Origin of the sequence: Perlucidibaca piscinae DSM 21586 (assembly GCF_000420045.1) — a bacterium.
Taxonomy (GTDB): domain Bacteria; phylum Pseudomonadota; class Gammaproteobacteria; order Pseudomonadales; family Moraxellaceae; genus Perlucidibaca; species Perlucidibaca piscinae.
On record NZ_ATUE01000005.1, the window covers coordinates 125,750 to 149,855 of the forward strand.

22 protein-coding genes are annotated in these 24,106 nt (G+C 65.6%); 17 read left to right on the forward strand and 5 right to left on the reverse strand.

Features of this window, described 5'->3' with window-relative positions; all coding sequences use genetic code 11:
• Positions 1-112 precede the first annotated feature (112 nt).
• From argE to F595_RS12085, 6 genes are all read left to right on the forward strand, one after another.
• Positions 113-1,270 carry an acetylornithine deacetylase gene (gene argE / locus F595_RS0100640; protein WP_022954932.1) on the forward strand — a complete coding sequence of 386 codons (1,158 nt, stop codon included), beginning with the start codon at positions 113-115 and terminating at the stop codon, positions 1,268-1,270.
• Between the two features lie 97 nt (positions 1,271-1,367).
• Positions 1,368-2,687, forward strand: coding sequence for an amino-acid N-acetyltransferase (gene argA / locus F595_RS0100645; protein ID WP_051144616.1), 1,320 nt, complete (start codon positions 1,368-1,370; stop codon positions 2,685-2,687).
• Positions 2,688-2,703: 16 nt separating this feature from the next.
• Positions 2,704-4,383, forward strand: a complete 1,680-nt coding sequence (ilvD, locus tag F595_RS0100650) for a dihydroxy-acid dehydratase (protein WP_022954934.1) — start codon at positions 2,704-2,706, stop codon at positions 4,381-4,383.
• A 6-nt stretch (positions 4,384-4,389) separates the two neighbouring features.
• Positions 4,390-5,754, forward strand: a complete 1,365-nt coding sequence (locus F595_RS0100655) for a DsbA family protein (RefSeq protein ID WP_022954935.1) — start codon at positions 4,390-4,392, stop codon at positions 5,752-5,754.
• Positions 5,747-6,112, forward strand: a complete 366-nt coding sequence (locus F595_RS0100660) for a CoA-binding protein (protein WP_022954936.1) — start codon at positions 5,747-5,749, stop codon at positions 6,110-6,112. Before F595_RS0100655 ends, F595_RS0100660 begins: the two co-directional genes overlap by 8 nt.
• 119 nt (positions 6,113-6,231) lie before the next feature.
• The gene (locus F595_RS12085) at positions 6,232-8,274 is read left to right on the forward strand and encodes a CocE/NonD family hydrolase (RefSeq protein WP_022954937.1); all 2,043 of its coding nucleotides are present in this window, start codon (positions 6,232-6,234) and stop codon (positions 8,272-8,274) included.
• Here F595_RS12085 and F595_RS0100670 read toward each other — a convergent pair.
• On the reverse strand, positions 8,267-8,935 hold the full coding sequence (locus tag F595_RS0100670; protein WP_022954938.1) for a 2OG-Fe(II) oxygenase: 669 nt from the start codon (positions 8,933-8,935) through the stop codon (positions 8,267-8,269). The genes F595_RS12085 and F595_RS0100670 overlap by 8 nt on opposite strands.
• On the opposite strand from F595_RS0100670, the gene F595_RS0100675 reads away from it, so the two are divergent.
• From F595_RS0100675 to F595_RS0100685, 3 genes are read left to right on the forward strand one after another with little or no spacing between them, the layout of a single operon-like run.
• On the forward strand, positions 8,934-9,779 hold the full coding sequence (locus tag F595_RS0100675; RefSeq protein ID WP_022954939.1) for a 23S rRNA (adenine(2030)-N(6))-methyltransferase RlmJ: 846 nt from the start codon (positions 8,934-8,936) through the stop codon (positions 9,777-9,779). The two genes, F595_RS0100670 and F595_RS0100675, sit on opposite strands and share 2 nt — an antisense overlap.
• A 48-nt stretch (positions 9,780-9,827) precedes the next feature.
• Positions 9,828-10,352 carry a hypothetical protein gene (locus tag F595_RS0100680; RefSeq protein ID WP_022954940.1) on the forward strand — a complete coding sequence of 175 codons (525 nt, stop codon included), beginning with the start codon at positions 9,828-9,830 and terminating at the stop codon, positions 10,350-10,352.
• Positions 10,353-10,354: 2 nt separating this feature from the next.
• A complete protein-coding gene (locus F595_RS0100685; protein WP_022954941.1) occupies positions 10,355-11,542 on the forward strand; it encodes an iron-containing alcohol dehydrogenase in 1,188 nt (395 codons plus the stop codon).
• Positions 11,543-11,695: 153 nt separating this feature from the next.
• Here F595_RS0100685 and cysQ read toward each other — a convergent pair whose 3' ends face one another.
• Positions 11,696-12,568 carry a 3'(2'),5'-bisphosphate nucleotidase CysQ gene (gene cysQ, locus F595_RS0100690; RefSeq protein ID WP_022954942.1) on the reverse strand — a complete coding sequence of 291 codons (873 nt, stop codon included), beginning with the start codon at positions 12,566-12,568 and terminating at the stop codon, positions 11,696-11,698.
• A 55-nt stretch (positions 12,569-12,623) separates the two neighbouring features.
• Here cysQ and yrfG point away from each other — a divergent pair, with 55 nt between their 5' ends.
• The 3 genes from yrfG to F595_RS12090 are packed head-to-tail and all read left to right on the forward strand — an operon-like array spanning position 12,624 to position 14,403.
• Positions 12,624-13,325 carry a GMP/IMP nucleotidase gene (gene yrfG / locus F595_RS0100695; protein ID WP_022954943.1) on the forward strand — a complete coding sequence of 234 codons (702 nt, stop codon included), beginning with the start codon at positions 12,624-12,626 and terminating at the stop codon, positions 13,323-13,325.
• Positions 13,322-13,720 (forward strand): RNA-binding S4 domain-containing protein, encoded by a 399-nt coding sequence (locus F595_RS0100700; RefSeq protein WP_022954944.1) that lies wholly within the window; start codon positions 13,322-13,324, stop codon positions 13,718-13,720. The genes yrfG and F595_RS0100700 overlap by 4 nt, the downstream gene beginning before the upstream one ends.
• Entirely contained in the window at positions 13,717-14,403 is a 687-nt protein-coding gene (locus tag F595_RS12090) for a YoaK family protein (protein WP_022954945.1), read from the forward strand. The genes F595_RS0100700 and F595_RS12090 overlap by 4 nt, the downstream gene beginning before the upstream one ends.
• A 45-nt stretch (positions 14,404-14,448) precedes the next feature.
• Here F595_RS12090 and F595_RS0100710 read toward each other — a convergent pair whose 3' ends face one another.
• Both F595_RS0100710 and F595_RS0100715 read right to left on the reverse strand, forming a co-directional pair.
• Entirely contained in the window at positions 14,449-15,117 is a 669-nt protein-coding gene (locus tag F595_RS0100710) for a fumarylacetoacetate hydrolase family protein (protein ID WP_022954946.1), read from the reverse strand.
• 341 nt (positions 15,118-15,458) lie between these two features.
• A complete protein-coding gene (locus F595_RS0100715; protein WP_022954947.1) occupies positions 15,459-16,856 on the reverse strand; it encodes an FAD-binding oxidoreductase in 1,398 nt (465 codons plus the stop codon).
• A 172-nt stretch (positions 16,857-17,028) separates the two neighbouring features.
• On the opposite strand from F595_RS0100715, the gene serA reads away from it, so the two are divergent.
• The 5 genes from serA (at position 17,029) to F595_RS0100740 (ending at position 22,525) form a co-directional block, all read left to right on the forward strand.
• Positions 17,029-18,258 carry a phosphoglycerate dehydrogenase gene (gene serA, locus F595_RS0100720; RefSeq protein ID WP_022954948.1) on the forward strand — a complete coding sequence of 410 codons (1,230 nt, stop codon included), beginning with the start codon at positions 17,029-17,031 and terminating at the stop codon, positions 18,256-18,258.
• Positions 18,259-18,275: 17 nt separating this feature from the next.
• Positions 18,276-18,890, forward strand: a complete 615-nt coding sequence (locus F595_RS14050; RefSeq protein ID WP_022954949.1) for a 4'-phosphopantetheinyl transferase family protein — start codon at positions 18,276-18,278, stop codon at positions 18,888-18,890.
• Positions 18,891-18,984: 94 nt separating this feature from the next.
• Positions 18,985-19,839 carry an archaetidylserine decarboxylase gene (gene asd, locus F595_RS0100730; protein ID WP_156873780.1) on the forward strand — a complete coding sequence of 285 codons (855 nt, stop codon included), beginning with the start codon at positions 18,985-18,987 and terminating at the stop codon, positions 19,837-19,839.
• A gap of 92 nt (positions 19,840-19,931) precedes the next feature.
• Positions 19,932-20,903 carry a hypothetical protein gene (locus tag F595_RS0100735; protein ID WP_022954951.1) on the forward strand — a complete coding sequence of 324 codons (972 nt, stop codon included), beginning with the start codon at positions 19,932-19,934 and terminating at the stop codon, positions 20,901-20,903.
• A 263-nt stretch (positions 20,904-21,166) separates the two neighbouring features.
• Positions 21,167-22,525 carry a TRM11 family methyltransferase gene (locus F595_RS0100740; protein WP_022954952.1) on the forward strand — a complete coding sequence of 453 codons (1,359 nt, stop codon included), beginning with the start codon at positions 21,167-21,169 and terminating at the stop codon, positions 22,523-22,525.
• A 125-nt stretch (positions 22,526-22,650) separates the two neighbouring features.
• On the opposite strand, the gene F595_RS0100745 is transcribed toward F595_RS0100740, so the two are convergent.
• A complete protein-coding gene (locus F595_RS0100745; RefSeq protein WP_022954953.1) occupies positions 22,651-24,105 on the reverse strand; it encodes a TolC family protein in 1,455 nt (484 codons plus the stop codon).
• Between the last annotated feature and the right edge of the window lies 1 nt (position 24,106).

The window sequence follows — 24,106 nt, forward strand, 5'->3', positions numbered from 1 at the left end:
GCATGCACAGGCCCGGTCATCCCGGGCCTGTGTCATTCCGGCCCGCGAAAATACCCAACGCCAGCCGTTCCGGTGTATGGTAGGACGCTTCCCGGCTACACCCACCACATTCATGAACACCACCCTGCGCCAGCAGCTCGCCACCCTGATCGCCACGCCCAGCATCACCTGCACCGATGCCTCCATGGACATGGGCAATCTGGCCGTGGTCGAGCACATCGCAAGCTGGGCAACCGAGCTAGGCTTCCGCTGCGAGCTGCAACACGTGGCCCCCGGCAAGGCCAATCTGATCGCCACCCTGGGTGAAGGCCCCGGCGGACTGGTGCTGTCCGGGCATACCGATACGGTCCCCTACGATGCCGCGCGCTGGAAAAGCGACCCGTTCACGCTGACCGAACGTGACGGCAAGCTGTATGGCCTGGGAACGGCCGACATGAAAGGCTTCTTTCCGCTCGCGCTGGCAGCCGCCCACGAGGCCGCCAGCGTGATCCGCGCGGGAGGTCGCCTGCACGCACCGCTGATCCTGCTCGCCACCTGCGACGAGGAAACCAGCATGGCTGGCGCTCGCGCGCTGGTAGCTGCCGGCAAGCCCAGGGCGCGCTTCGCGGTGATCGGCGAACCCACCGGGCTGAAGCCGCTGCGCCTGCAGAAGGGCGTGATGATGGAGCGCCTGGTCATCGAGGGCCGCAGCGGCCACTCCAGCGACCCCGCGCTGGGACACAGCGCACTCGATGCCATGCATGCCGCGCTGGGTGAGCTGATCGGTTTCCGCCGCGAGCTGGCCGAACGCCACCACAACCCGCTGTTCACGGTACCGACGCCTACCCTTAACCTGGGCTGCATTCACGGTGGCGACAATCCCAACCGCATCTGCGCGCGCTGCGAACTGCAGTACGACCTGCGTCCTCTGCCTGGCATGGCCATGAACGAGCTGCGCGCCACCATCGCGCAACGACTGGCTCCGCTGGCCGAGCAGTTCCAGGTCAGCATCCGCAGCGAACCGCTGTTTGCCGGTACGCCGGCCATGGAAACCCCGGCCGACTCGCCCCTCGTGCTCGCCGCCGAAGCCCTCACCGGCCACGCCTCCGGTGCCGCCGCCTTCGGTACCGAGGCACCCTATTTGCAGGAGCTGGGCATGGACGCGCTCATCCTCGGGCCGGGCGACATCGATACCGCGCACCAGCCCGACGAGTTCGTCGCCATCGACCGCCTGCAGCCCACCATCAGCCTGCTGAGCGCGCTGATCCGGCGCTTTTGCCTGTCAGCCTGATGCGCCTATACAATCCCGGTTCACCGATGGGCGCCCGCCGCGTCCCCACCCTTGCAGGGCCAGCACCTTGAGCAGCCAGAATCCCTTCCAGGACACCATGTCAGACCAGTATGTGCACTGGTTCCGCAACTCGGCCCCGTACATCAACGCGCACCGTGGCAAGACCTTCGTGCTGCTGTTCGGCGGCGAAGCGGTCAACCATGACAACTTCCGCAACATCGTGCATGACATCGCGCTGCTGCACTCGCTGGGCATCAAGCTGGTGCTGGTGCATGGCGCGCGCCCGCAGATCGACGAAAACCTGGTCGAGTACGGCCTCGAAACGCCCTACCACAACGGCTTGCGCGTGACCACGCGCGAAGCCCTGCGCTGCGTGATGGACGCGGTCGGCGCCATCCGTCTGGAGATCGAGGCGCTGCTGTCCATGGGTCTCGCCAACTCGCCGATGTTCGGCGCCAAGATCGATGCCGTGTCCGGCAACTTCATCACCGCCAAGCCCTACGGCGTGCGTGATGGCGTCGACTTCGCCCTCACCGGCGAGGTGCGCGCGGTGGACACCGAGGTCATCAACAAGAACCTGCAGAATCACCACATCGTGATTCTCGGTCCGACCGGCTATTCAACCACCGGCGAAGTCTTCAACCTGCTCGCCGAGGATGTCGCGGTGTCCGTGGCCACCGCGCTGCAGGCCGACAAGCTGATTTGCCTGGGCGAGCGCGAGGGCATCGTCGATGACAACGACGACCGACTGCTGCGCGAGATGATCCCCAACGAGGTCGACCAGTACCTGCGCAACCGCCCCATCGACAGCGAGCTGCTGCGCCACATGAACGCCGCCCGCGAAGCCTGCCGCGAAGGCGTCAAACGCGTGCACATCATTTCCTATGTGCGCGATGGCGCCCTGCTCCAGGAGCTGTTCACCCGTGACGGCTCCGGCACGCTGATCACCCATGACCCCTACGAAGAGATCCGCACCGCGGAGATCGAGGATGTCGGCGGCATCATTGAGCTGATCGAGCCGCTGGAGGAGGAAGGCATCCTGGTGCGACGTTCGCGCGAGAAGCTGGAAAACGAGATCGGCCACTTCGCCGTGGTCGAGCGTGACGGCATGATCATCGGCTGTGCCGCGCTCTATCCGCTGCCGATCATCAAGGGCGAGGAGCCGGCCGGCGAGATCGCCTGTGTCGCCATCCACCCGAACTACCGCAAGAGCGATCGCGGCAGCGAGCTCATGGACTTCCTGCAGAAGCGTGCCGTCAGCAAGGGGCTGGGCCGGCTTTTCGTGCTCACCACGCGCACCGGCCTGTGGTTCCAGGAGCACGGCTTCGAACCCGCCTCGGTCGACGACCTGCCCTCGCAGCGCAAGTCCTTCTACAACTACCAGCGCAACTCGCTGGTGCTCAGCAAAGCCATTTGACGCAAGGATTCACGAGATGACAGACATCACCCCCAACATGCGCAAGTTCTCCTCCCAGGTGGTGGATGGCGTCGAAGCCGCACCGGGCCGCGCCATGCTGCGCGCCGTCGGCTTCACCGACGAGGACTTCAAGAAGCCGCAGATCGGCATTGCCTCGACCTGGGCCAATGTCACCCCCTGCAACATGCACATCAACAAGCTCGCCGAGGAAGCCGAGAAGGGCGCCAACGCGGCCGGCGGCAAGGGCGTGATCTTCAACACCATCACCATCTCCGACGGCATCGCCAACGGCACCGAAGGCATGAAGTACTCGCTGGTGTCGCGCGAGGTCATCGCTGACTCCATCGAGACCGTGGCCGGCTGCGAAGGCTTTGACGGCATCGTCGCCGTCGGCGGCTGCGACAAGAACATGCCCGGCTGCATCATCGGCATGGCGCGCCTGAACCGTCCGTCCATCTTCGTCTACGGCGGCACCATCAAGCCCGGCTACGGCCACACCGACATCATCTCGGTGTTCGAGGCCGTCGGTCAGCACGCCAAGGGCGACATGGACCTGATCCAGGTCAAGCAGATCGAGGACACCGCGATTCCGGGGCCGGGCTCCTGCGGCGGCATGTACACCGCCAACACCATGGCCTCCGCCATTGAAGCCCTGGGCATGTCCCTGCCCGGCTCCAGCGCGCAGGATGCCATCGGCAGTGACAAGGCACTGGACTGCTTCCGCGCCGGCGAACAGGTCATCGAGCTTCTGCGCCGCGACATCAAGCCGCGCGACATCATGACCCGCAAGGCCTTCGAGAACGCCATCCGCGTCATCATCGCGCTGGCCGGCTCCACCAACGGCGTGCTGCACCTGCTCGCCATGGCCAACGCGGTCGACGTCGATCTCACGCTGGATGACTTCGTCGAGCTCGGCAAGATCACCCCGGTGCTGGCCGACCTGCGACCGTCCGGCAAGTACATGATGTCCGAGCTGGTCGCCATTGGCGGCATCCAGCCCCTGATGAAGCGCATGCTGGATGCCGGCATGCTGCACGGCGATGTCATGACCGTGACCGGCAAGACCCTGGCCGAGAACCTTGCCGACGTGCAGGACTACCCGGCCGGCCAGGACATCATTCGTCCCTTCGACAACCCGATCAAGAAGGATTCACACCTGGTCATCCTGCGCGGCAACCTGTCGCCGACCGGCGCGGTGGCCAAGATCACCGGCAAGGAAGGCCTGCGCTTCGAGGGTCGTGCGCGCGTCTACCACGGCGAGGAAGCGGCGCTGGCCGGCATCCTCAATGGCGAAGTGGTGGCGGGCGACGTCATCGTGATCCGCTACGAAGGCCCCAAGGGCGGCCCGGGCATGCGTGAAATGCTCTCCCCGACCTCGGCCGTGATGGGCAAGGGTCTGGGCAAGGAAGTCGCGCTCATCACCGATGGCCGCTTCTCCGGCGGCTCGCACGGCTTCGTGGTCGGCCACATCACGCCGGAAGCCTTCGAGGGCGGCCCGATCGCGCTGCTGGAGAACGGCGACCCCATCACCATCGATGCCGAGACACGTGAGATCACGGTCGGCGTCTCCGACGCCGTGCTCGCCGAGCGCAAGGCGGCATGGGTGCAGCCCAAGCCCGTCTACACCCGCGGCGTGCTCGCCAAGTACGCCAAGCTGGTGTCCAGTGCCTCCGAGGGCGCCGTGACGGACAAGTAAGCGCCCATGTCGGTCTGGACAGGTCTGCTCCAGCCCCCGGTCAGCGCCCTGCTGACCGGAGAACCGCTGCGTGACTTCCGGCGCAGCCGGCACGAGCTGCAGCGACGCCTGACCGGCCAGCCGCACCGTCTCACGCTGTGGCTGCGCGCCGATGACCCGCAGGCGTTCGTGCTGCTCCAGATTCTGCCGGACCTGATCAGGCCGCTTGCGCTCGAGACCGGCATTCGTCTGCTGCATGGCAGTGACGACGACACCTGCCCGGAGCCGCTTCGACAGCAGGCATTCGCACTGGACGATGCCCGCCGCCAGGCCATGCGGCACGGCCTCATGCCACCAGGCGACCCGCCCGATGCCAGTCGGGTGGCGCACGCCCGACGTCTGCTGCTGGCGGTGGAGTGCCTGGCTCTCGACAATCCGTTGGCACGCGCCCGGGAGATCATGTCGCAACTCTGGCGGCCGGGCGCTCCGGCACTCACCGGACATGCTGATCAGGCCACGCTTGGCCTCGACGGCTCCGATGACGAGCGCACGGCGCTGGCCGGCATCGATGCCGTCGAGCACGGCACGCGCAACCGCCAGGCGCAGCGCCGTGCCGGACACTACGCCAGCGCTGCGCTGCACTACGGCGGTGAATGGTATGTCGGCCTGGACCGTCTCGAGCATCTGCGTCAACGTCTCGCTGCGCTCGGCCTCGGGACGCTGCCGGCAATTCCGCTGGTAACGCCTGACGATCCCTCAGGTGCCGATGTCATTGCTCCGGATGGCTGCACCCTGCAGCTGTTCTTCTCGTTTCGCAGCCCCTATTCCTGGCTGGCGCTGGACCGGGTGCGCGAACTGGCGGACAGGCACCAGTTGCCGCTGCGTCTGCGCCCGGTGTTGCCCATGGTGATGCGCGGCCTGCCGGTTCCTGCCATCAAGCGCCGCTACATCCTGCTCGACGCCAAGCGCGAAGCCGACCGTCACGGCATTCCCTTCGGCCGCATCTGCGACCCGGTAGGTGCCGGCGTGGAGCGCTGCATGGCCGTCTGCCATGCCGCCCGTGCCAGCGGCCGTGATCTCGCCTTCGCCTCGGCGGCGGCACGGCGCATCTGGTCGGAGGGCGAGGACATGACCCGGGACGCTCCGCTGCTGGCCGCCGCTCATGAGGCCGGCATGAGCATCGGCGACGTGGATGCCGCGCTGAAGCACGACGACTGGCGCGAAGCCGCTGAGCGTCATCGTGCCGATCTCTTCGATGCCGGCCTCTGGGGTGTACCCGGACTGGAACTGAACCGGCATGGCAGACGCCTTGCTGCCACCTGGGGCCAGGACCGGCTCTGGGTCATCACTGATACTCTGCAACAGCTGTCACGCGAGAACCGTCATGACTGAAACCGTCGCCGTGCTCGGCGCCAGCCCCAACCCGGCGCGCTACAGCTTCAAGGCCGTTCGCATGCTCACGCAGTACGGTCACACCGTGCTGCCGGTGAACCCGGCGCAGACCGAGATTGACGGCATCCCCGTTGTGTCGTCGCTGGGCGCGATCACCACGCCGGTCGACACCCTCACGCTCTATGTCGGTCCGGCACAACTGCCGCGACTGGTGCCGGACATCCTCGCGCTCAGACCGGGACGTGTCATCTTCAACCCCGGCACCGAAGTGCCCGGCATCATGCAGCAGCTGCAGGCTGAGGGCATTCCCTGCGAGGCCGCCTGCACGCTGGTCCTCCTGCGCTCCGGACTGTTCTGACGCGCTACCGCTGACACGAAACACATTCATCGACATGTAACATCTTTATTTGACACTGCATCCTGTCTGATCTACCCTCGCTGGCCATAAAACGAACAACACGCATCGAGGGAATCGACATGAGCACGGCATGGACGCGCCTGGGCGCCACGTTGGCCCTGGGCTTTGCACTGGCAGCTTGCGGCAGTGAAGACAACACCACGACCACTGGCAGCGCCAACCCCGCCACCCCGCCTGCGGCATCGGCCCGCGTGCAGCCGGACATCCTGCCCGGTGAAGATACCGTCACCACCAGCCTGCCCGTGGCCGCCATGCCACGCATCACCACCCTGGGCACGCGCGCCGAGACCAGCAGCGACTATGGCCGCTCGGCGGGCACCGGCAACGGCAACCTGGACTGGAGCGCCTTCTCCTACGATCGTCCTGCCGAGTTTGCCGGCATGGTCACCCTGCCCACCCAGCTCATCACCATGGATGACGGCACCCGCCTCGCCGCCAAGGTCACCCTGCCGGCCGGCAGCACGGGACAGGCTGCCAGCGGACGCTTTCCGGTGGTGCTGGTGCAGACCTCCTACAACAGCGAGTTCGGCAGCTACGCCGCAGCCATCGGCGGTGCCGACCCCTACATCGTGCAACGCGGCTACGCCACCGTGGTCGTCGACGTGCGCGGCACCGGCAACTCCGAAGGCCAGTGGGAAGCCTTCAGCGCGCGCGAACAGGCCGACTACCGCCAGGTCGTTGACTGGGTGGCACAGCAGTCCTGGTCGGATGGCCGGATCGGCTTGTACGGCGTCTCCTATCTCGGCATCACCAGCGTGCTCACCGCCGCCCAGCAGCATCCCGCCGTCAAGGCCGCCTTTCCCATCGTGCCCATCGGTGACGGCTACCGTGACGTGGTGTTCACCGGCGGCCAGGTCAATGCCACCTTCATTCCGCTCTGGCTGACCCTGGTCACCGCGCTGGGCCTGCCCACCTATGGCGTGGCGCAAACCGATCCCATGGCGGCATTCACCGCCCTGGTCGACCACCTCATCGGCGCCGTCGCCAACTTCCAGGTACCGACCGTGCTCAAGGCCGCCATCGGCGACAACGAGACGGCCTACGACAATGACTTCTGGGCAGTGCGCTCGCCCATGGAACAGGCCGCACGGATCACGGTCCCCACCTTCGTGGTCGGCGGCCTGCAGGACCTGTTCCAGCGCAGTGAGCCGATGTGGTTCGAGCGCCTCAAGGACCGCGTGCCGACCAAGTTGCTGATCGGTCCGTGGACACACATCGCCGCCGCCAACGTGCCCTCGGACGGTCTGCCAGCAGATGGCATCCCGCGCATGAACCAGATCCTGCTGCGCTGGTTCGATCACTACGTGAAGGGCATCACCGCCGCCCGTGCCGATCAGATCCCCAACGTCACCCAGTTCGTCACCGGCCATGGCTATGCCACCGCCACCGACTGGCCGCATGCTCGCCTCGGTGCGCGACGGCTGTTCCTGCATGGTGACAAGAGCCTGGGCACGAGCGCGCCGCAAACTGCCGAAGCCACCGCGCTGGTGCCGCAGTCACCGCTGCAGGGGCTGTGCTCCGCCAGCACCTCGCAATGGACCGCAGGTGCTGCCGGCCTGCTGCCGCTGCCCTGCTTCGACGATGACCGCATCAACCAGCTCAGCTCGGCCGTGTTCAGCACCGCGCCTCTGACCGAGGACCTGTACCTGAACGGCCCCATCCAGGCCGACATCTGGGTCTCCACCACCTCGCTGGATGCCGGCTTGTCGGTACGCGTTTCCGATCTTGACCCGGCTACCGGCAAGGCGGCGCCGCTCAGCAACGGCCTGCTCACCGCCTCGCTGCGTCAGGTCGATGCCAGCCGCTCGCGCTATGTCGATGGCATGATGCTCCAGCCCTGGCACCCTTTCACCAAGGCGTCGCTGCTGCCGGTCACGCCCAACGAGCCCATGCTGATGCGCGTGGAGATCTTTCCGACCAGCGCCCTGCTGAAGAAAGGCCATCGCCTGCAGATCAGCCTGGCCGCCAGCAACCTGCCACAGGGTCTGGCACCGGCGCCGTCCCTGCTGCCCGGACTGCTCGGCGCCCTGACCATCCACAACACGCCCGAGCTGCCGTCCAGCGTGGTGCTGCCGGTGGTGCCCGCCAGCGTGCTCAACTGAGCGCGCGAGTACGCATCCAGCCGGCGATGCTGTAACGCAGGCGCCGTGACTGCCTGACCTCGTGCGGCAGGTCGTCACTGCGGAACACCACCAGCGTGCCCCCCTCCGGCGGTACCACCACCTCGCCCGCCGACGGCGAATGCAGCACCAGTTCACCACCACCATCCGCGGGCCATCCCGGTTCGTTCAGGTAGGTGACCGTCGAGATCACCCGCTCGCCCTGACCCGGCCGCCCGGCGGCGCCGGCCTGATGGCGATCGACATGGCGGCGGTAGCCCGCCCCCGGCGGATAGCAGGCGTAATGTGCCTCGACCTCGGCCAGCGCCAGAAACAGCTGTTCGTTGAGCACCCTGCGCAAGCCGTCCAGACAAGCCAGATAATCGCCGCCTGCACACCACTCCGGCTGCAGCCAGGTCATGCGATCACCTCGGATGTCGCTGCGCTGCTGGCGCAGCTCGCCACGACCGATGGCCGCCGGCTGCAACGCGCCAGCGGCATCCAGCGCCTGCAACTCCGCCCGCAGCGCCGTGCAGGCATCGGTCGAAAAGAATCCGGGCAGCACGGCATGACCGTCGGCCACCAGGGCATCGACAACCGGCAGCCAATGGCCGGGGTCGAAAGCAGGTATGATGTCGCCCTGTTCCCGCGATCTGGTCATCATGAATTACCGTCACCATTTTCATGCCGGCAACTTTGCCGACGTCATGAAGCACAGCCTGCTCATGGGGCTGCTCGCCGCCCTGCAGAAGAAAGACACTCCGTTCTGCTACCTCGACACCCATGCTGGCGCCGGAGTCTACGACCTGCACGGCACCCAGGCCCAGAAGACCGGTGAATACCTGCAGGGCATCGAGCGACTGGATGATCACCGCGGAGCCCCGCCCTGGGTGGCCAGCTACCTGCAGGGCGTGCTCGCTCGCCAGGCCAGCGGCGCACGCAGCGACTACCCCGGCTCGCCCTGGCTGGCCGTGCACGCGCTGCGCCCCCAGGACCGCGCCATCCTCATCGACGTGCAGCATGCCGAAGTCGCCAGCCTGCGTCATCACTTCAAGAACGACGCGCGGGTCGCGGTGCACCAGCGCAACGCCTACGAGGGACTGACCGCGCTGATCCCGCCCAAGGAAAAGCGCGGTCTGGCGCTGATCGATCCGCCCTACGAGATCGAGCGCGACAACTACCCGCAGATCACCAAGCTGATCACGGCCGCCCATGCCAAATGGCCCACCGGCGTCTACGCGATCTGGTTCCCGATCAAGCAGCGCGCGCCCATCGTGCGCTTCTACCGCGAACTGATGAACAGCGGCATTCCAAAGCTGCTGACCTGCGAGCTGCTGATGCAGCCGGATGACAACGCGCTCGGTCTCAACGGCTCCGGCCTGCTGGTGGTGAATCCGCCCTGGGGCTTCGACACCGGCGCCCGCGAGACCCTGCGCTGGCTCAATGACCGCCTGTCGGATCACCCCCAGCGCAGCTGGAATACCCGTTGGCTGGCCAATATAGAGTAAGTACTCTAAACTGTTTGCCCTTCGTACCACCTGACGTGAGCCGCCACGATGTCCAAGGAATCGCTGGGCTACAATGCCCAGAAAGCCTATGTCGCCACCATGATGCAGATCGTCGGTCGCGGCCTTGCCGCCACCAGCCACGTCGATGCTGCCGTGCAGGCCGAACTGGCCGCCTTCCCGGCCGGCTACCAGATCTGCATGACCGTGCATCCGTCCGGTCCGTCGTTCTTCCTGCGCATGCAGGATGGCGGCGTCGCCAGCCTGGTGTCGGCGCCGGTTGGCAAGCCTGACCTGACCATCCGTTTCAAGCACCTGTCGCACGCCTTCCTGGTGTTCTCATTCCAGGAAGGAACCGCCCAGGCATTCGCGAATGACCGCATGATTGCCGACGGGAACCTGTCGCACTCCATCCGCCTGGTGCGCTGCCTGAACAAGATGGAAACCCTGATTCTGCCGAAGCTGGTCGCCGAACGCGCCGTCAAGCGCTACGACAACCTGCCACTCACCGAAAAAGTCGCCAAGGCCGCCCGCATCTACGCGCTGGTCGCCAAATCCTTTGTTGCAGGAATCTGATCATGAGCAAGCCCTACTACGAATTCTTCTGCCCGGTGAAGGTCATCGCCGGTCATGCCGCACTTGAGCACGTGCCCTTCGAGCTCAGCATCCTCGGCGTCAAGCGCCCCATGGTCATCACCGACAAGGGTGTGCGCGGCGTCGGCCTGCTCAACCACGTCGAGGCCGCCTTCGGTGCCGCTGACGCAGAGATCGCCGCCATCTTCGATGACGTGCCGCCGGACAGCTCGCTGCAGACCGTGCGCGCCGCCGCCCAGGCCTACCGCGCCGCCAACTGCGACGCCATCATCGCCATCGGTGGCGGTTCGGTGATCGACACCTCCAAGGCCGTCAACATCCTGGTCTCCGAAGGCGGTGACGACCTCCTCGTCTACTCCGGCGCCCATGTGCTGAAGAATCCGCTGAAACCGCTGTTCGTGGTCCCGACCACCTCCGGCACCGGTTCGGAAACCACCGCCATCGCGGTCATCTCCGACACCGAAAAGGGCGTGAAGATGCCCTTCATGTCCTACTTCCTGATGCCCAACGCCGCTGTGCTCGATCCGCGCATGACGCTGACCCTGCCGGCGCACATCACCGCCATGACCGGCATGGACGCCATGACCCATGCGGTCGAGGCCTTCACCTGCCTGGCGCACAACCCGATCAGCGATGCCTATGCCCAGGGCGCCATCACCAAGATCGCCGGCAACCTGCTCAAGGTGCTGGACAACCCCGCCGATGCCGACGGCCGCCTCGAGCTGGCCCAGGCCTCGACCATGGCCGGCGTCGCCTTTTCCAACGCCATGGTCGGTCTGGTGCACGCCCTCGGCCACTCGCTGGGCGCGGTCTGCCACCTGCCGCACGGCCTGTGCATGAACCTGTTCCTGCCCTACGCGCTGGAATACAACAAGGACAGCAATGGCGACCGCATCGCCGAGCTGCTGCTGCCGCTGGCAGGCGCCGATGTCTACGCCGCCACCCCGGCCGCCCAGCGCGCCGACCGCGCCATCGCCGAGATCAAGCGCCTGCGTGACGAGATCCATGTCCGCTGCAAGCTGCCGCGCACGCTGCAGGAAACGGGCAAGGTCAGCCGCGAGCAGCTCGACCAGATCGCTCGCCTGACTCTCGACGACGGCGCCATCATCATGAATCCGAAGGAAGCCGATCTGGGCCAGATCAAGGCGATCCTGGAGCTGGCCTGGGGTTGATCCGGGCCATGTGACGCCTGGGGGTGGCTGAACACCGCTCAAAACACGCCGTGAATACGTCCCTGTAGGCTCGCGCGCGCCATGCATGGCGCGCGACGGTTTTGAACGACATCCAGCCACCCTGCCACTGACGTTCCAGCATCGAGTCGTCAATCAAACGACTGGCAGCATGCTCAGCCAGCGCGCCGGCTCGCTGCCGACAGCCAGGAAATGGCCGTTGAGCAGGGTGTCGCGTTCGTTGTAGCGGAAGGGACGGCCGTGCAGGTCGACCAGATGGCCTCCGGCCTGCTCCAGCACGACCTGGGCGGCGGCGGTGTCCCATTCGCTGGTGGGGCCGAAGCGCGGGTAGGCGTCGGCCACCCCCTCGGCGACCGCGCAGATCTTGAAGGCCGATCCGGCTGGCACAGACTCCACCATCCCCCAGACTTCTTGCAGGGCCGTTTCGAAGACCTGGAGCTGTTCGAGTCCGTGGCGTCGACTCACCGTCAGGCGCAAGGGGCGCTCGCCAGGCTGCGGCAGCGGCGCCACCCGGACCGGCTGCCAGACAGCCTCAGCCGCCACCCCGCCTGCATCCGATGCGGCCACGCGCCACGCCCCCAGCCCCTCGGCCGCGACGTAGCTGATGCCCGTCACGGGACCATGAACAACACCCAGCACGGCTCGGCCACCGCGCACCCAGGCGATGTTCACCGAGAACTCGCCGTTGCGCGCAAGAAACTCCCTGGTGCCATCCAGCGGATCCACCACCCAGCACGATGGCCAGGTGGCGCGCTGGCTGAGCTCGTCTTCGGCGGACTCTTCCGAGAGCAGTGCAATCGTCGGTGCAAGCTGCCGCAAGCCCTCCGCAATCACGTCATGCGCGGCCAGATCGGCCGCCGTCAGCGGCGAGGCATCGGACTTCTCCTGCACCGCCCAGCGTGCGGGATCCTCGTAGATGGCGAGGATGGCCTGCCCCGCTGCGATCGCGACCCGGCGCACCGCCTCCAGATCCTCGCGTCCCACCACGCCAGCGTCATCAAAGGGCATTGCCCGACCTCCTGCCAGCCTGCACAGTCAGGCCGGATTTGTCATACTCGCACGCATGATAACGACACCGACACCCGACTGGTCAGCCATCGACACCGTCATCCTGGACATGGATGGCACCGTCCTTGACCTGCACTTCGACAACCGTTTCTGGCTGCATCACCTGCCGGCCGCCTACGCCGCACGCCGCGGCATGTCCCAGGCGGAGGCGCTCCAGCATCTCGTCGGCCTCTTCAACGGCCAGCAAGGCACGCTGAACTGGTACTGCGTGGATTACTGGAGCGCGCAGGTCGGCTTCGACATCGCAGCCCTCAAGCCCGAGCTCAAGCACCTGATCCAGCCGCGCGTCGATGCCTTCGACTTCCTCGCCCGCTTGCATGCCAGCGGTCGCCAGGTGCTGCTCGCCACCAACGCGCACCGCGCCAGCCTTGAGCTGAAGCTTGCCGAAACCACCATGGGTCAGTGGTTTCATGCCTTGGTGAGTTCGCACGACTACGGCCACGCCAAGGAAGAGCAGGCGTTCTGGCAGCGCCTGCGTCAGGAGCACCCGTTCGATCCGGCCCGAACCCTGTTTCTGGATGACAGCGAGGCCGTGCTCGACAGTGCCCGCCGCTTCGGCATCGCCCGGCTGATCAGCATCGTCACCCCCGACAGCCAGACCCCGCCACGCACCGGATTGCGCTATCCCGCCATTGACCGCTTTGCCGAGCTGGCACTACCCGACAGTGTGCACGCGCCGCGGAGCCAGACGGCATGAGCGACACCGGCAGCGGCAGCGGCGTGCGCATCGACAAATGGCTGTGGGCGGCGCGCTTCTTTCGCACCCGCTCGCTTGCCAAGGCGGCCATCGAGGGTGGCCAGGTCCATATCGACGGCCAGCGCGTCAAGGTAAGTCGCGAGCTGCGACCGGGCATGGTGCTGACCGTGCGCCAGGGCTTCAACCACAAGACCGTGGAAGTGCTGGCGCTCAGCGAAGTGCGTGGTCCTGCGCCTGTCGCGCAGCAGCTGTACCGTGAAACAGAAGACAGCGTGGCCGCTCGCGAAGCTCGCAGCGAGCAGCGCCAGCTCGACAACCTCGCCCACCCCGACCATCGCCCGAATAAGAAGGAACGGCGCGCCATCCATCGCTTCCAGCGCTGGGAGGCACCATGATCAAGCGCATGCCGCGCTGGATCCTGCTGGGCGCCTGGCTGCTGGCCTGCATCGCCGGCATGATCAACGTGGTCGGGTTCATGGGGCTGGAGCAGCACGCCATCACCCACCTTACCGGCACCAGCACCCTGCTCGGGGCGGCCATCGCGCAAGGCCGGGGCGGCCTGGCCCTGGAACTGGCTGGCGCCATCCTCGCGTTTCTGCTTGGCGCCCTGCTCAGCGGCCTGATCATCCGCAACACCAGCCTGTCGCTGGGACGTCACTACAACGCCGTGCTGGCGCTGGAGGCCGGCTTGCTGGTGCTGGCCGTGCCGCTGCTCGAACGGCACAGCCTGTCAGGACTCTACGTCGCCGCCACTGCCTGCGGCCTGCAGAACGCCATGGCCACCACCTACAGCGGCGCCGTCATCCGCACCACCCATCTCTCCGGCATGGTCACGGACCTCGGCCTGCTGCTCGGCCAGCTGTTGCGCGGCATCGTCATCGAGCGCCGTCGCCTGGCGGTATGCCTGACCGTCATCAGCGGTTTCCTCATCGGCAGCCTGATCGGCGCCCTGCTGTTCAGCTGGCTGCAGTTCCGCACCCTGCTGGTACCCGCCGCCCTGACCGGGGTCACGGCACTGGCCTATGGCGCCTACCTCAGCCGCCACGGCCACCGGAACGAGCACGGCAGTTCACGCTGAGCCTGCTGGAGACAGCATCTCGCGGGATGCCGTCGGTGGCAGACATCAGTCACGGGCAACCTGCGTCATCCAGCGCCGGTCATCAAGACTCAAGGTCAGCACATCCCCCTCATGCAGGGCCGCCACGCCCTCAGGCGTTCCCGTCATCACGATGTCACCGGGGCACAGGGTGAAAATGCCGGCGATGTGGCACAGCAGGTCGATGATCCCGGTGATCATGTCGGCACTGCTGCCGTGCTGGCGCAGCTCGCCGTTGACCTGCAGACCGACCCGGATGGCCGACAGCTCCGGGAAGCAGGACGGTGCAAGGAACCGCCCCATGGGCGCTGCGCCGTCAAAGGCCTTGGCAATCTCCCAGGGATGCCCCTTGGCCTTGAGCACGTTCTGCACATCACGCAAGGTCAGATCCAGCCCCACGCCGATGCCGGCAATCGCGGCACGCACCTCGCCTTCACTGACCACCCCGCTCAGCGGGCGCCCGATCAGCACGCTGATCTCGGTCTCGTGATGACACTCGCCACGTCCGGCCGGAATCGCGAACGCCGGCTGCAACGGCACCAGTGCCGTCGATGGCTTGAGGAAGAGAATCGGCGTCTCGGGCACGGCATTGCCAAGCTCGCGGGCGTGTGCGGCGTAGTTGCGGCCGACGCAGACGACCTTGCCGACCGGGAGGGCGATGATCTCGCCGTGTTCGTTGAGGTGCTGGTAGGGCATGAAAGCACTCCGCAAGTGAAGTGATCGCGCACGTGGTGAGCACTGTCAGGGACCGCCACAAGTACATCCCTGTAGGCTCTCGCGCGCCCTCCATGGCGCGCGATGTCCCTGCCAGCGCTCACCACGCACGCGCTTGAATGACTGTGGTAGTGACCAAGACCCACAGGCTTGCTGAACACTCACGAGATCGGGTCGTGCAGCGCTCGAAAACAGCAGGCAGCAGTGGCGTCCTGCGGGGCCATGTGCACGGGGCGTCTGGCGCCATGGATGGCGCCAGCGAGCCTACAGGGATGTATTCACGGCGTCCCCGGGCACATGGCCCCGCAGGACGCCACTGGCCCTCACAGATCGAAAATCTTCCCCGGATTCATCACATTGTTCGGATCGAACACCTGCTTGATCGCTTTCAGGTAGGCCACCTCGACCTCGGAGCGCGTGTAGGTCAGATAGGGCTTCTTGGTCATGCCGACGCCATGCTCGGCGGAGATCGAACCGTTGTAGCGCTGCACCGTCTCGAACACCTGCACGTTGACGCCCTTGCACCTGGCGAAGAAGTCTTCCTTGGCCATGTCGTCCGGCTTCAGGATGTTCAGGTGCAGATTGCCGTCACCGATGTGGCCGAACCAGACCACGCGGAAATCCGGGTACTGCGCGGCGACGATGGCGTCGATGTCAGCGATGAACTCGGGCACGCGGGCGATCATCACCGAGATGTCGTTCTTGTACGGGGTGAAGCGCGCAATGGTCTCGGAGATGTCCTCGCGCAGGCGCCACAGGTTCCTGGCCTGGGTCTCGGACTGGCCAAGCACGCCATCCACCACCCAGCCCTCGGCAACGCAGTGCTCGAAGATCGCCATGGCCTCATCGGCCATGTCCGGCGACAGCGCTTCGAATTCCAGCAGCGCGTAGAACGGCGTGGCCGTCTCGAACGGCCGAGGGATGCCTTGATGACTGGTGACAAGCTGCGTCGACAGCTCGGAGAAGAACTCGAACGCCGTCAGGTCGAGCTTGGCCTGGAACGCCTTGAGCACGTGCATCACGCTGGGGAAGTCCGGCGTGCCCAGCACCATGACCTGCAGGTTGCGCGGCGCGCGCTCGAGCTTCATGGTCGCCTCGACCACCAGGCCCAGCGTGCCCTCGGCACCGATGAACAGGTGGCGCAGGTCGTAGCCGGTGGCGTTCTTGATCATGTCCTTGTTGAGCTCGAGGATGTCGCCCTTGCCGGTGACGACCTTGAGGCCGAGCACCCAGTTGCGCGTCATGCCGTACTTGATGACCTTGATGCCGCCGGCGTTGGTGCCGATGTTGCCGCCCAGCTGCGAGGAGCCGGCCGAGGCGAAGTCCACCGGGTAGTACAGGCCCTGCTCTTCAGCGAAGTTCTGCAGCTGCTCGGTGACGACGCCAGCCTGGATGCGCACCGCGCGATCCTCGGGAATGAACTCCAGCACCTTGTTCAGGTAGTCGAAGCTGATGACGACTTCGCCGTTCGCCGCGACGGCGCCCGCCGACAGCCCGGTGCGGCCGCCCGAGGGCACGATGGCGAAGCCGGCTTCGTTGGCCAGCAGCACGACATCACGCACCTGCTCGACACTGGACGGAAACACGATGGCCGAGGGTGCCGGCGTATACATCTTGGTCCAGTCGCAGCCCCAGGTCTTCAGGCTGTCGGCATCGGTACGGACACGCGACTCGCCGACGATCTCGGCGAGGCGGGACAAGGTGGCAGGGGCGAGACTCATCGTGGCTCCGGGTGCAGTTCAAGGCGATCAATCCGCGCATTCTACCAGTCGTCAACCGCCACTGCAGTGGTCACGTCAGGGCAGCCTGACCGGCAAGTCGCGACCGGCCTCGCGTATTGCCCGCGCTGTGATAGAATTCGCGACTTCTTTTTACCCGACTTGAGTCCTCGCCATGAGCCAGTTCTCCCTCGACAAAGCCAAGATCCGCTTCCTGCTGCTGGAAGGCGTGCACAAGAACGCCCTCGACGTGCTCAGCGCCAATGGCTACACCAACATCGAATACCTGCGTGGTGCGCTGGACGAGGACGCGCTGATCGAGAAGATCAAGGACGTGCACTTCATCGGCATCCGCTCGCGCACGCAGCTCACCGAGAAGGTGTTCGCGGCAGCCAACAAGCTGATCGCGGTCGGCTGCTTCTGCATCGGCACCAACCAGGTCAACCTGAAGGCCGCCATGACCCGTGGCATCCCGGTCTTCAACGCGCCCTACTCCAACACGCGTTCGGTCGCCGAACTGGTGCTGGGCCAGCTCATCCTGCTGCTGCGCGGCATTCCGGAAAAGAACTTCCTGGTGCATCGCGGCGGCTGGTCGAAGTCGGCCGAAGGCTCCTTCGAGACCCGTGGCAAGACCCTCGGCATCGTCGGCTACGGATCCATCGGCTCCCAGCTCTCGGTGCTGGCCGAAGCGCTGGGCATGCGCGTGATCTACTTCGACGTGGTCACCAAGCTGCCGCTTGGCAACGCTCGCCAGGTCACCTCCATGGACGAGCTGCTTGCCACTGCCGACGTAGTCTCGCTGCATGTGCCCGAGCTGCCATCCACCCGGAACATGATGGGCGCTGCCGAGTTCGCCAAGATGAAGAAAGGCGCGATCTTCATCAATGCCGCCCGCGGCACCACCGTTGACATCCCGGCCTTGGCCGACGCCATCACGTCCAAGCACCTGAACGGTGCCGCCATCGACGTCTTCCCCAAGGAGCCCAAGGCCAATGACGAGATCTTCGAGTCCGAGCTGCGTGGCCTCGAGAACGTCATCCTGACCCCGCACATCGGTGGCTCGACCCTCGAAGCCCAGGCCAACATCGGCCTCGAAGTGGCCGAGAAGTTCGCGCGCTACTCCGACAGCGGCGCCACCATCACCGCCGTCAACTTCCCGGAAGTGGCCCTGCCGCAGGTGCCGGGCAAGCACCGCCTGCTGCACATCCACAACAACGTGCCGGGCGTGCTGTCGGCCATCAACCTGGTGTTCGCCGAGAACGGCATCAACATCAGCGCCCAGTCGCTGATGACCAACGATGCCATCGGCTACCTGGTCATGGATGTCGATGCCGAATACTCCGAGCTGGCGCTGTCCAAGCTGCAACAGGTCAACGGTACCATTCGTACCCGCGTCCTGTTCTGAGTCCGGGAGCAGTCACGGTGTCCGAGGCCACGCCTGAAGCCATTCAGCGTGGCCGCTTTCATTACCGGGTACCGAAAACCGGCATACAGCTCTGGCTGACCGAGCTGCCGACCTGCAGCGCAGACACCGCATCCGCACCTCCTGTGATCGATACCCAAGGCCTGATGCGCGACTGGCTGGGCAGCATTCTCGGACAGACACTCACGCCGCAGGATCTGGAACGCACTCCCCAGGGCAAGCCCTACCTGCGCCACCACCCGCTGCAGTTCAACATCTCCCACACGCGTGACTGCCTGATCCTGGCCTGGCATGACAATCCGAAGCCGCTGGGTGTCGACATCGAGCGGCGCGATCGCAACGCTGCTTTCGCGGCCCTCGCCAGACGCTATTTCCACCCGGGTGAACTGCGTGACTGGCAGCAGTCTCCCTTGCACATGCAGGATGAAACCTGGCTGGCCATCTGGACCCGCAAGGAGGCCGTGCTCAAGGCCCGGGGAGCAGGCCTGCGGGCTGACCTCAAAAGCATAGACACCACCCAGAACCCCGTGCTGCTGCAGGAGCCGAGGCAGCTTTTCCGACGTCACACCCTGCTCACTGACCAGCACATCATCTCGGTCGCCTGGCCGGACTGAGCAGCAACCGGTCCGGCGAGACTTGGTGCCCCCTCGTCCCCTGCAGTACCATCGCGCACATCTCGCCTATGGATACTGACCCCTCATGCCTTCGCTGACTGACCGCTTGTTGACCCTGCCGCAATACCTGCTGCCGCAGCACGGCCTGTCCCGTCTGGTCGGCCACTTCGCCGAGAGTCGCACGCCCTGGATCAAGGATGCCTTCATCGAGCACTTTGCCGCCCGCTACCAGGTCGACATGAGCGAAGCGCTGCAACCACAGCTCAGCGCCTACGAAAACTTCAATGCCTTCTTCACCCGCGCGCTAAAGCCGGGCGCGCGCCCGCTGGATCCTCGACCGGACAGCATTCTCTGCCCCGCCGATGGCGCCATCTCGCAACTCGGTTCGATCAGCGGTGATCGCGTGTTCCAGGCCAAGGGCCATGACTACACGCTGAGTGACCTGCTCGCCAGCGACGAGGATGCCAGCGCATTCGAAGGCGGCCAGTTCGCCACGGTCTATCTGTCTCCACGTGACTACCATCGCGTGCACATGCCGCTCACTGGAACGCTGACGCGCTCGGTATACGTCCCCGGCGACCTGTTCTCGGTCAACACCCGCACGGCCGAAAACGTGCCGCGCCTGTTCGCCCGCAATGAGCGCCTGATTGCGCACTTCGATACCGCACTCGGCCCCATGGCCGTCATCCTGGTTGGCGCCATGATCGTGGCCAGCATCGAAACCGTCTGGGGCGGCATCGAAGCCATCGGCAAGCAGGTTCGCAGCACCCGACACGAGCAAGGCAAGATCGTGCTCAGGAGCGGTGACGAACTGGGCCGCTTCCGGCTCGGTTCCACCGCCATCGTGCTGTTCGGACCGGATGTCATTCAGTGGGACTCGCGCTATGCCGCCGGCGTGGAGACGCGCATGGGTGAGCGCATGGGTCTTGCCAGCCGGCCGGCTACATAACGCTACATTTTCGATATACAAATTACATTCACTTGCGAAGCAGGTTTGTATAATCACTGAGTTAGAAATTGCTCAAATACCGAGGCCACACCATGTTGATCACGAAGATTGCAAAACTGTCGGCAGCAGGCATGCTCGCCGTGGCTCTCGCCGCCTGCAGCGCAGATGGCGACAGCGACACCAATACCAATACTGGCGGCCCGGGCGGCCCCGGTCTGCCAACTGTTGAACAGGCTCGCGAGCTCTGCAGCGACCTCGAACTCAGCGGCACCATCAGCTCGGTTCAGGAAACCCTCTGCGACGCGCTTGCCAACACCCCGCTTGACCCGGCCAACGTGGTCGTGGCCCAGCTGCTGCTGGACAGCCCGCTGGAAGACATCATTCGCCAGCTCGACGCCCTGCTTGACCAAGGCGGCGGTCTCGAAGCGGTTGATGCCCTGCTCAGCCAGCTGGTGGGTGAAAACGCTGCGCTCCAGCCCGTGGTTGACGGTCTGAACTCGGTTCTGGTTGCACTGCTGGCCGATCAGGATCCGGCTGCCATTCTCGACCTGCTCGGCGGATTGGGCGACTTCGGCGGCCTGGACGACCCGACCGGTGGACAGCTGCTGGGCCTGCTGGGCTCCGGCGACAACCCCATCACCTCCCTGCTGGGTGCCCTGACCGGCAACACTGGCGGCAGCGATCCGCTGACTGGCCTGCTCGCCGGCTTGAGCGGCAACCTCAATACCGGTACCAATCCGGGCGGTTCGGCTGGCCTGATTACCGTGGTTCAGGACAATGTGCTTGCCGATCTGCTGGGTGACACCGAACTTGCCGTGGTCAATGATCTGCTCGGCGAGCTGGTGGATCCGACCTCCGGCGTGCTTGCCCCGCTGACCAGCCAGCTCGACAACCTGACTGGTACTGAATCGCCTCTTGGTGTGCTCACCGAACTGGTTGACCAGGTCAACACCGGCGTTCTCGAACCCGTGGGCGAAGCCCTTCAGCCGGTGCTGGATGGCGTTGGCAGCCTGCTCGGCGGCCTGCTCGGTGGCAGCAACCCGCTGGGTGGCCTGCTCGGCTGAACCAAGCGACTGCCTGCAACAAGAAACCCGCTTCGGCGGGTTTTTTGTTGCCCGCACCCAGCCCACTGGGAACACCGGGCCATTGGCGCTTACAGATACTCACAATTCGTCACCAAATGCCACGAACCCGCTGTAAACCCTGACAAAAAGCCACCATAGCGACACTGTGTTACCCAAACACGCTGCCTACAGTACGCCGTAACAACACAGCGATTTCTGTGTTGCCTTTTCGTCCCTCGCGACATAACGACAAGGATACGGTCATGACCCTGCCCAAACTGACACGACTTTTTGCCTGCACGCTGCTCGCAGCCAGCCTTGCTGCCTGCTCCACCGATGACGACACCCTGCCACAGACCAACAGCAATGGAAGCTCAAGCGAAGTGGATTCTGGCTCTGGGAACGGCTCTGGGAACGGCTCTGGGAACGGCTCTGGGAACGGCTCGGGTAGCGGTTCCGGATCCGGATCGGGCGGCGGCAGCGGCGCTGGCGGCGACGGCACCAGCGCCCAGCTGCTGGATCCGGCCCAGGCCGGTCTGAGCCAGCTGCTAGCCTCGCTGGCGGGTGCCGGCGGCAGCAGCAATCCGCTGTCGGGACTGATCACCTGCCTGGACCCCACCGTCAATGACCTGCTCGACGGTCCGGATGCGCTGCTCACCGGGATCGTGTCCTCGCTGACCACCGGCGGCGTTCAGGATCCGGCCGCGCTGGGGAGCAATCTGCTTGGTGCTGGCGAGAGTCTGACGCTGAGCCTGCAATCGCTGACCGTGAACCTGCCTCGTGCACTCATGGCGCTGGCCGATCCCAGCGTGGCCGAGGACTGCGATGCCTTTGCCAGCTCCGGTGACAATCCGCTGCAAAGCCTGATCGACCTGGTCAACCAGGGCAACGAGAGCGGCAACAACCCGTTTGCCAACACGCCGATTGCGATTCTGTTCAAGCCGACGCCGGGTGGCACAGGCCCGACCGGCACGCCCATCGACATGCTGCTGGGCCCGCTTCTGCAACTGCAGAATGGCGGCCTGCCCAATGGCCAGATCGTTGATCAGCTCGGACAAGGCGTGCAAATGCTGGCTCTGACGCTGCAAAGCGGCCTGCCGCCGCAACTGGAAGGTGCGCCACTGGTTGGCGATACCCTGGGCCTGCTCGGTACCACCCTCCTGGATCTGGGCAAGGTGCTGGACAAGATCGAACAACCGAGCACCTCGGGCGAGCTTGAAGCCACGCTGAACAACCTGCTCAGCAACCTCGTGGGCACGCTCACCGGCCTCGATCCGACCGGTCAGGTCAGTGGCGCACTCGAGCCCCAGCTGCTGTCCGGCATCGACACGCTGACCGGCACCCTGGGTGACGTGCTGCTGGATCCGATTGCCGGTGGTGGTGGCGTGCTGCCCAGCCTGCTGACGCCGCTGGAAGCACTGACCTGCGGCCTGCAGCTGCTGGGCGACTGCGATGGCACGGGTGAACTGCCGACCGGCAGCGACATCCCGCTGATTGGCGATCTGCTCGGCGGTCTGGGTGGCAGCACCAGCAGCAACGACGGCAGCGTGAGCAGCCAGCTTGAGCAGATCCCGCTGATCGGTGGTCTGCTGGGAGGCCTGTTCAGCCTGTTCGGTGTCTGACGCGGTGCGAGTCTGGCGTTGCATCACAGCGCCAGACTCGATTGCCATGGACAGAACTCGCTCACGCGAAAAAGGCGCCACCAGGCGCCTTTTTCGCATATATCAGCAGACGCTGCCGCCTGCACTCAGCGCAGCGCGTTGACCCAGATCAGGTGATCATCCAGCAGCTCGAACAGCGACTCCTGAAGCAGACCGGTAGTTTCATGAACCCGCGCCCAGGCGCGAAGCAACGCGGCAAGTGCCTGCGCCTCGTCACGTTCCGCATTTACCCGGGTCACCTCCGCCTCGACAAACTCAGCCAGCGTTGCCGTACCCGCGATACGACCAAGCTCGGCTTGCCGGAACTGATCCCTGGCCGCCTGCAATGCCGATGCAGCCGCTGCCAAGGCCGTACGAGCCTCCTCGTGGCGCAGAACGTCGGTCGCCATGAGGGCATGTGCACGCTCGCGCAACTCTGTCAGTCTGGCTTCGGCGACCCGCAGGCTGGCGTCCTTCTGGCGTATGGTCGCTGACAGGGCTCCGCCGGTGAACAGCGGCAGCGAGGCCTGGACCGCGACACGCGTGGTATCGAAGGATGACCCGATGATGTTGTCGCTTTCAGAGTCGTTGAAGCTGCGGCTGGACACCAGGTCAACCGTGGGCAGGCGTTCCCCGCGGGCACGTCGTGCTTCCAGACGTGCCAGCTCGACCTCGGCGCGCGCAGACGCGAACGCCGGGTTGTGCCGCTCCGCAAGCGCCAGCAACGCACGGAGATCCCCCTCGCCCGGCAGGGTCAGTATCTCCACCAGGCCCTTTCCGGCCTGCACGGGTGCGGGCAACGTTCCCACCAATTGTCGCCAGAGCTGACGCGCCTGTTCACGCTCGGCTCGCCGCGACAACACGTCACGTCGCGCCTGATCGTGAGCCGCGATGGTTCGCGACTCCTGCACCCGGGTACCCTCCCCGGCCTGGCGCTGCCGGGTCGCCAGCACCACAAGCTGCCCCTGGGTGGCACGAACCAGTTCAGCGGCACGCAGACCAGCCTCGGCCTCCAGCAGACCTGCCGTGGCATCCAGCAGACGCAGCGCAAGATCCTGGCGAGCCGCGCGCAGCTGCTGCTCGCCTTGCGCATCCAGCACCTTGCCTTGGGCGTAGGCAACCCAGGCCCGCGGACGGAACAGCGGCTGTCGAAGCTGCAATGCCCAGGATTCGGTGTCGTACTTCTGCTGCTGTCCCACAGGGCCGGTGGGCCCCAGACGCTCACTGGTCGTGCGCGCCTGGCCAAGGCTGCCGGTCAGGTTGACCTGAGGCAGGAGCTGGGAACGCCCGAGCGCCAGCTCCTCGTGCGAGACGTCGCGTTCGGCCAGGGCCCGCTGATAGACCGCGTCATGGCGCAGTGCGGCGTCCCAGGCCGACAGCAGTGACAGGGAGATGGCATCCTTTCGCGCTGCCTCGGCAGCAACAGACGGGACTGATCCGGCAACCAGCGAATCAAGCTCGTCGGAGGCCGTTGCCGGCATCGCGACGGCCATCAGCAGCGCAGCCAGCAGACAGGGAGCCGGGAATGTCCCTGCTTCCGCGGGGAGGCGGTGGTTGCGCATG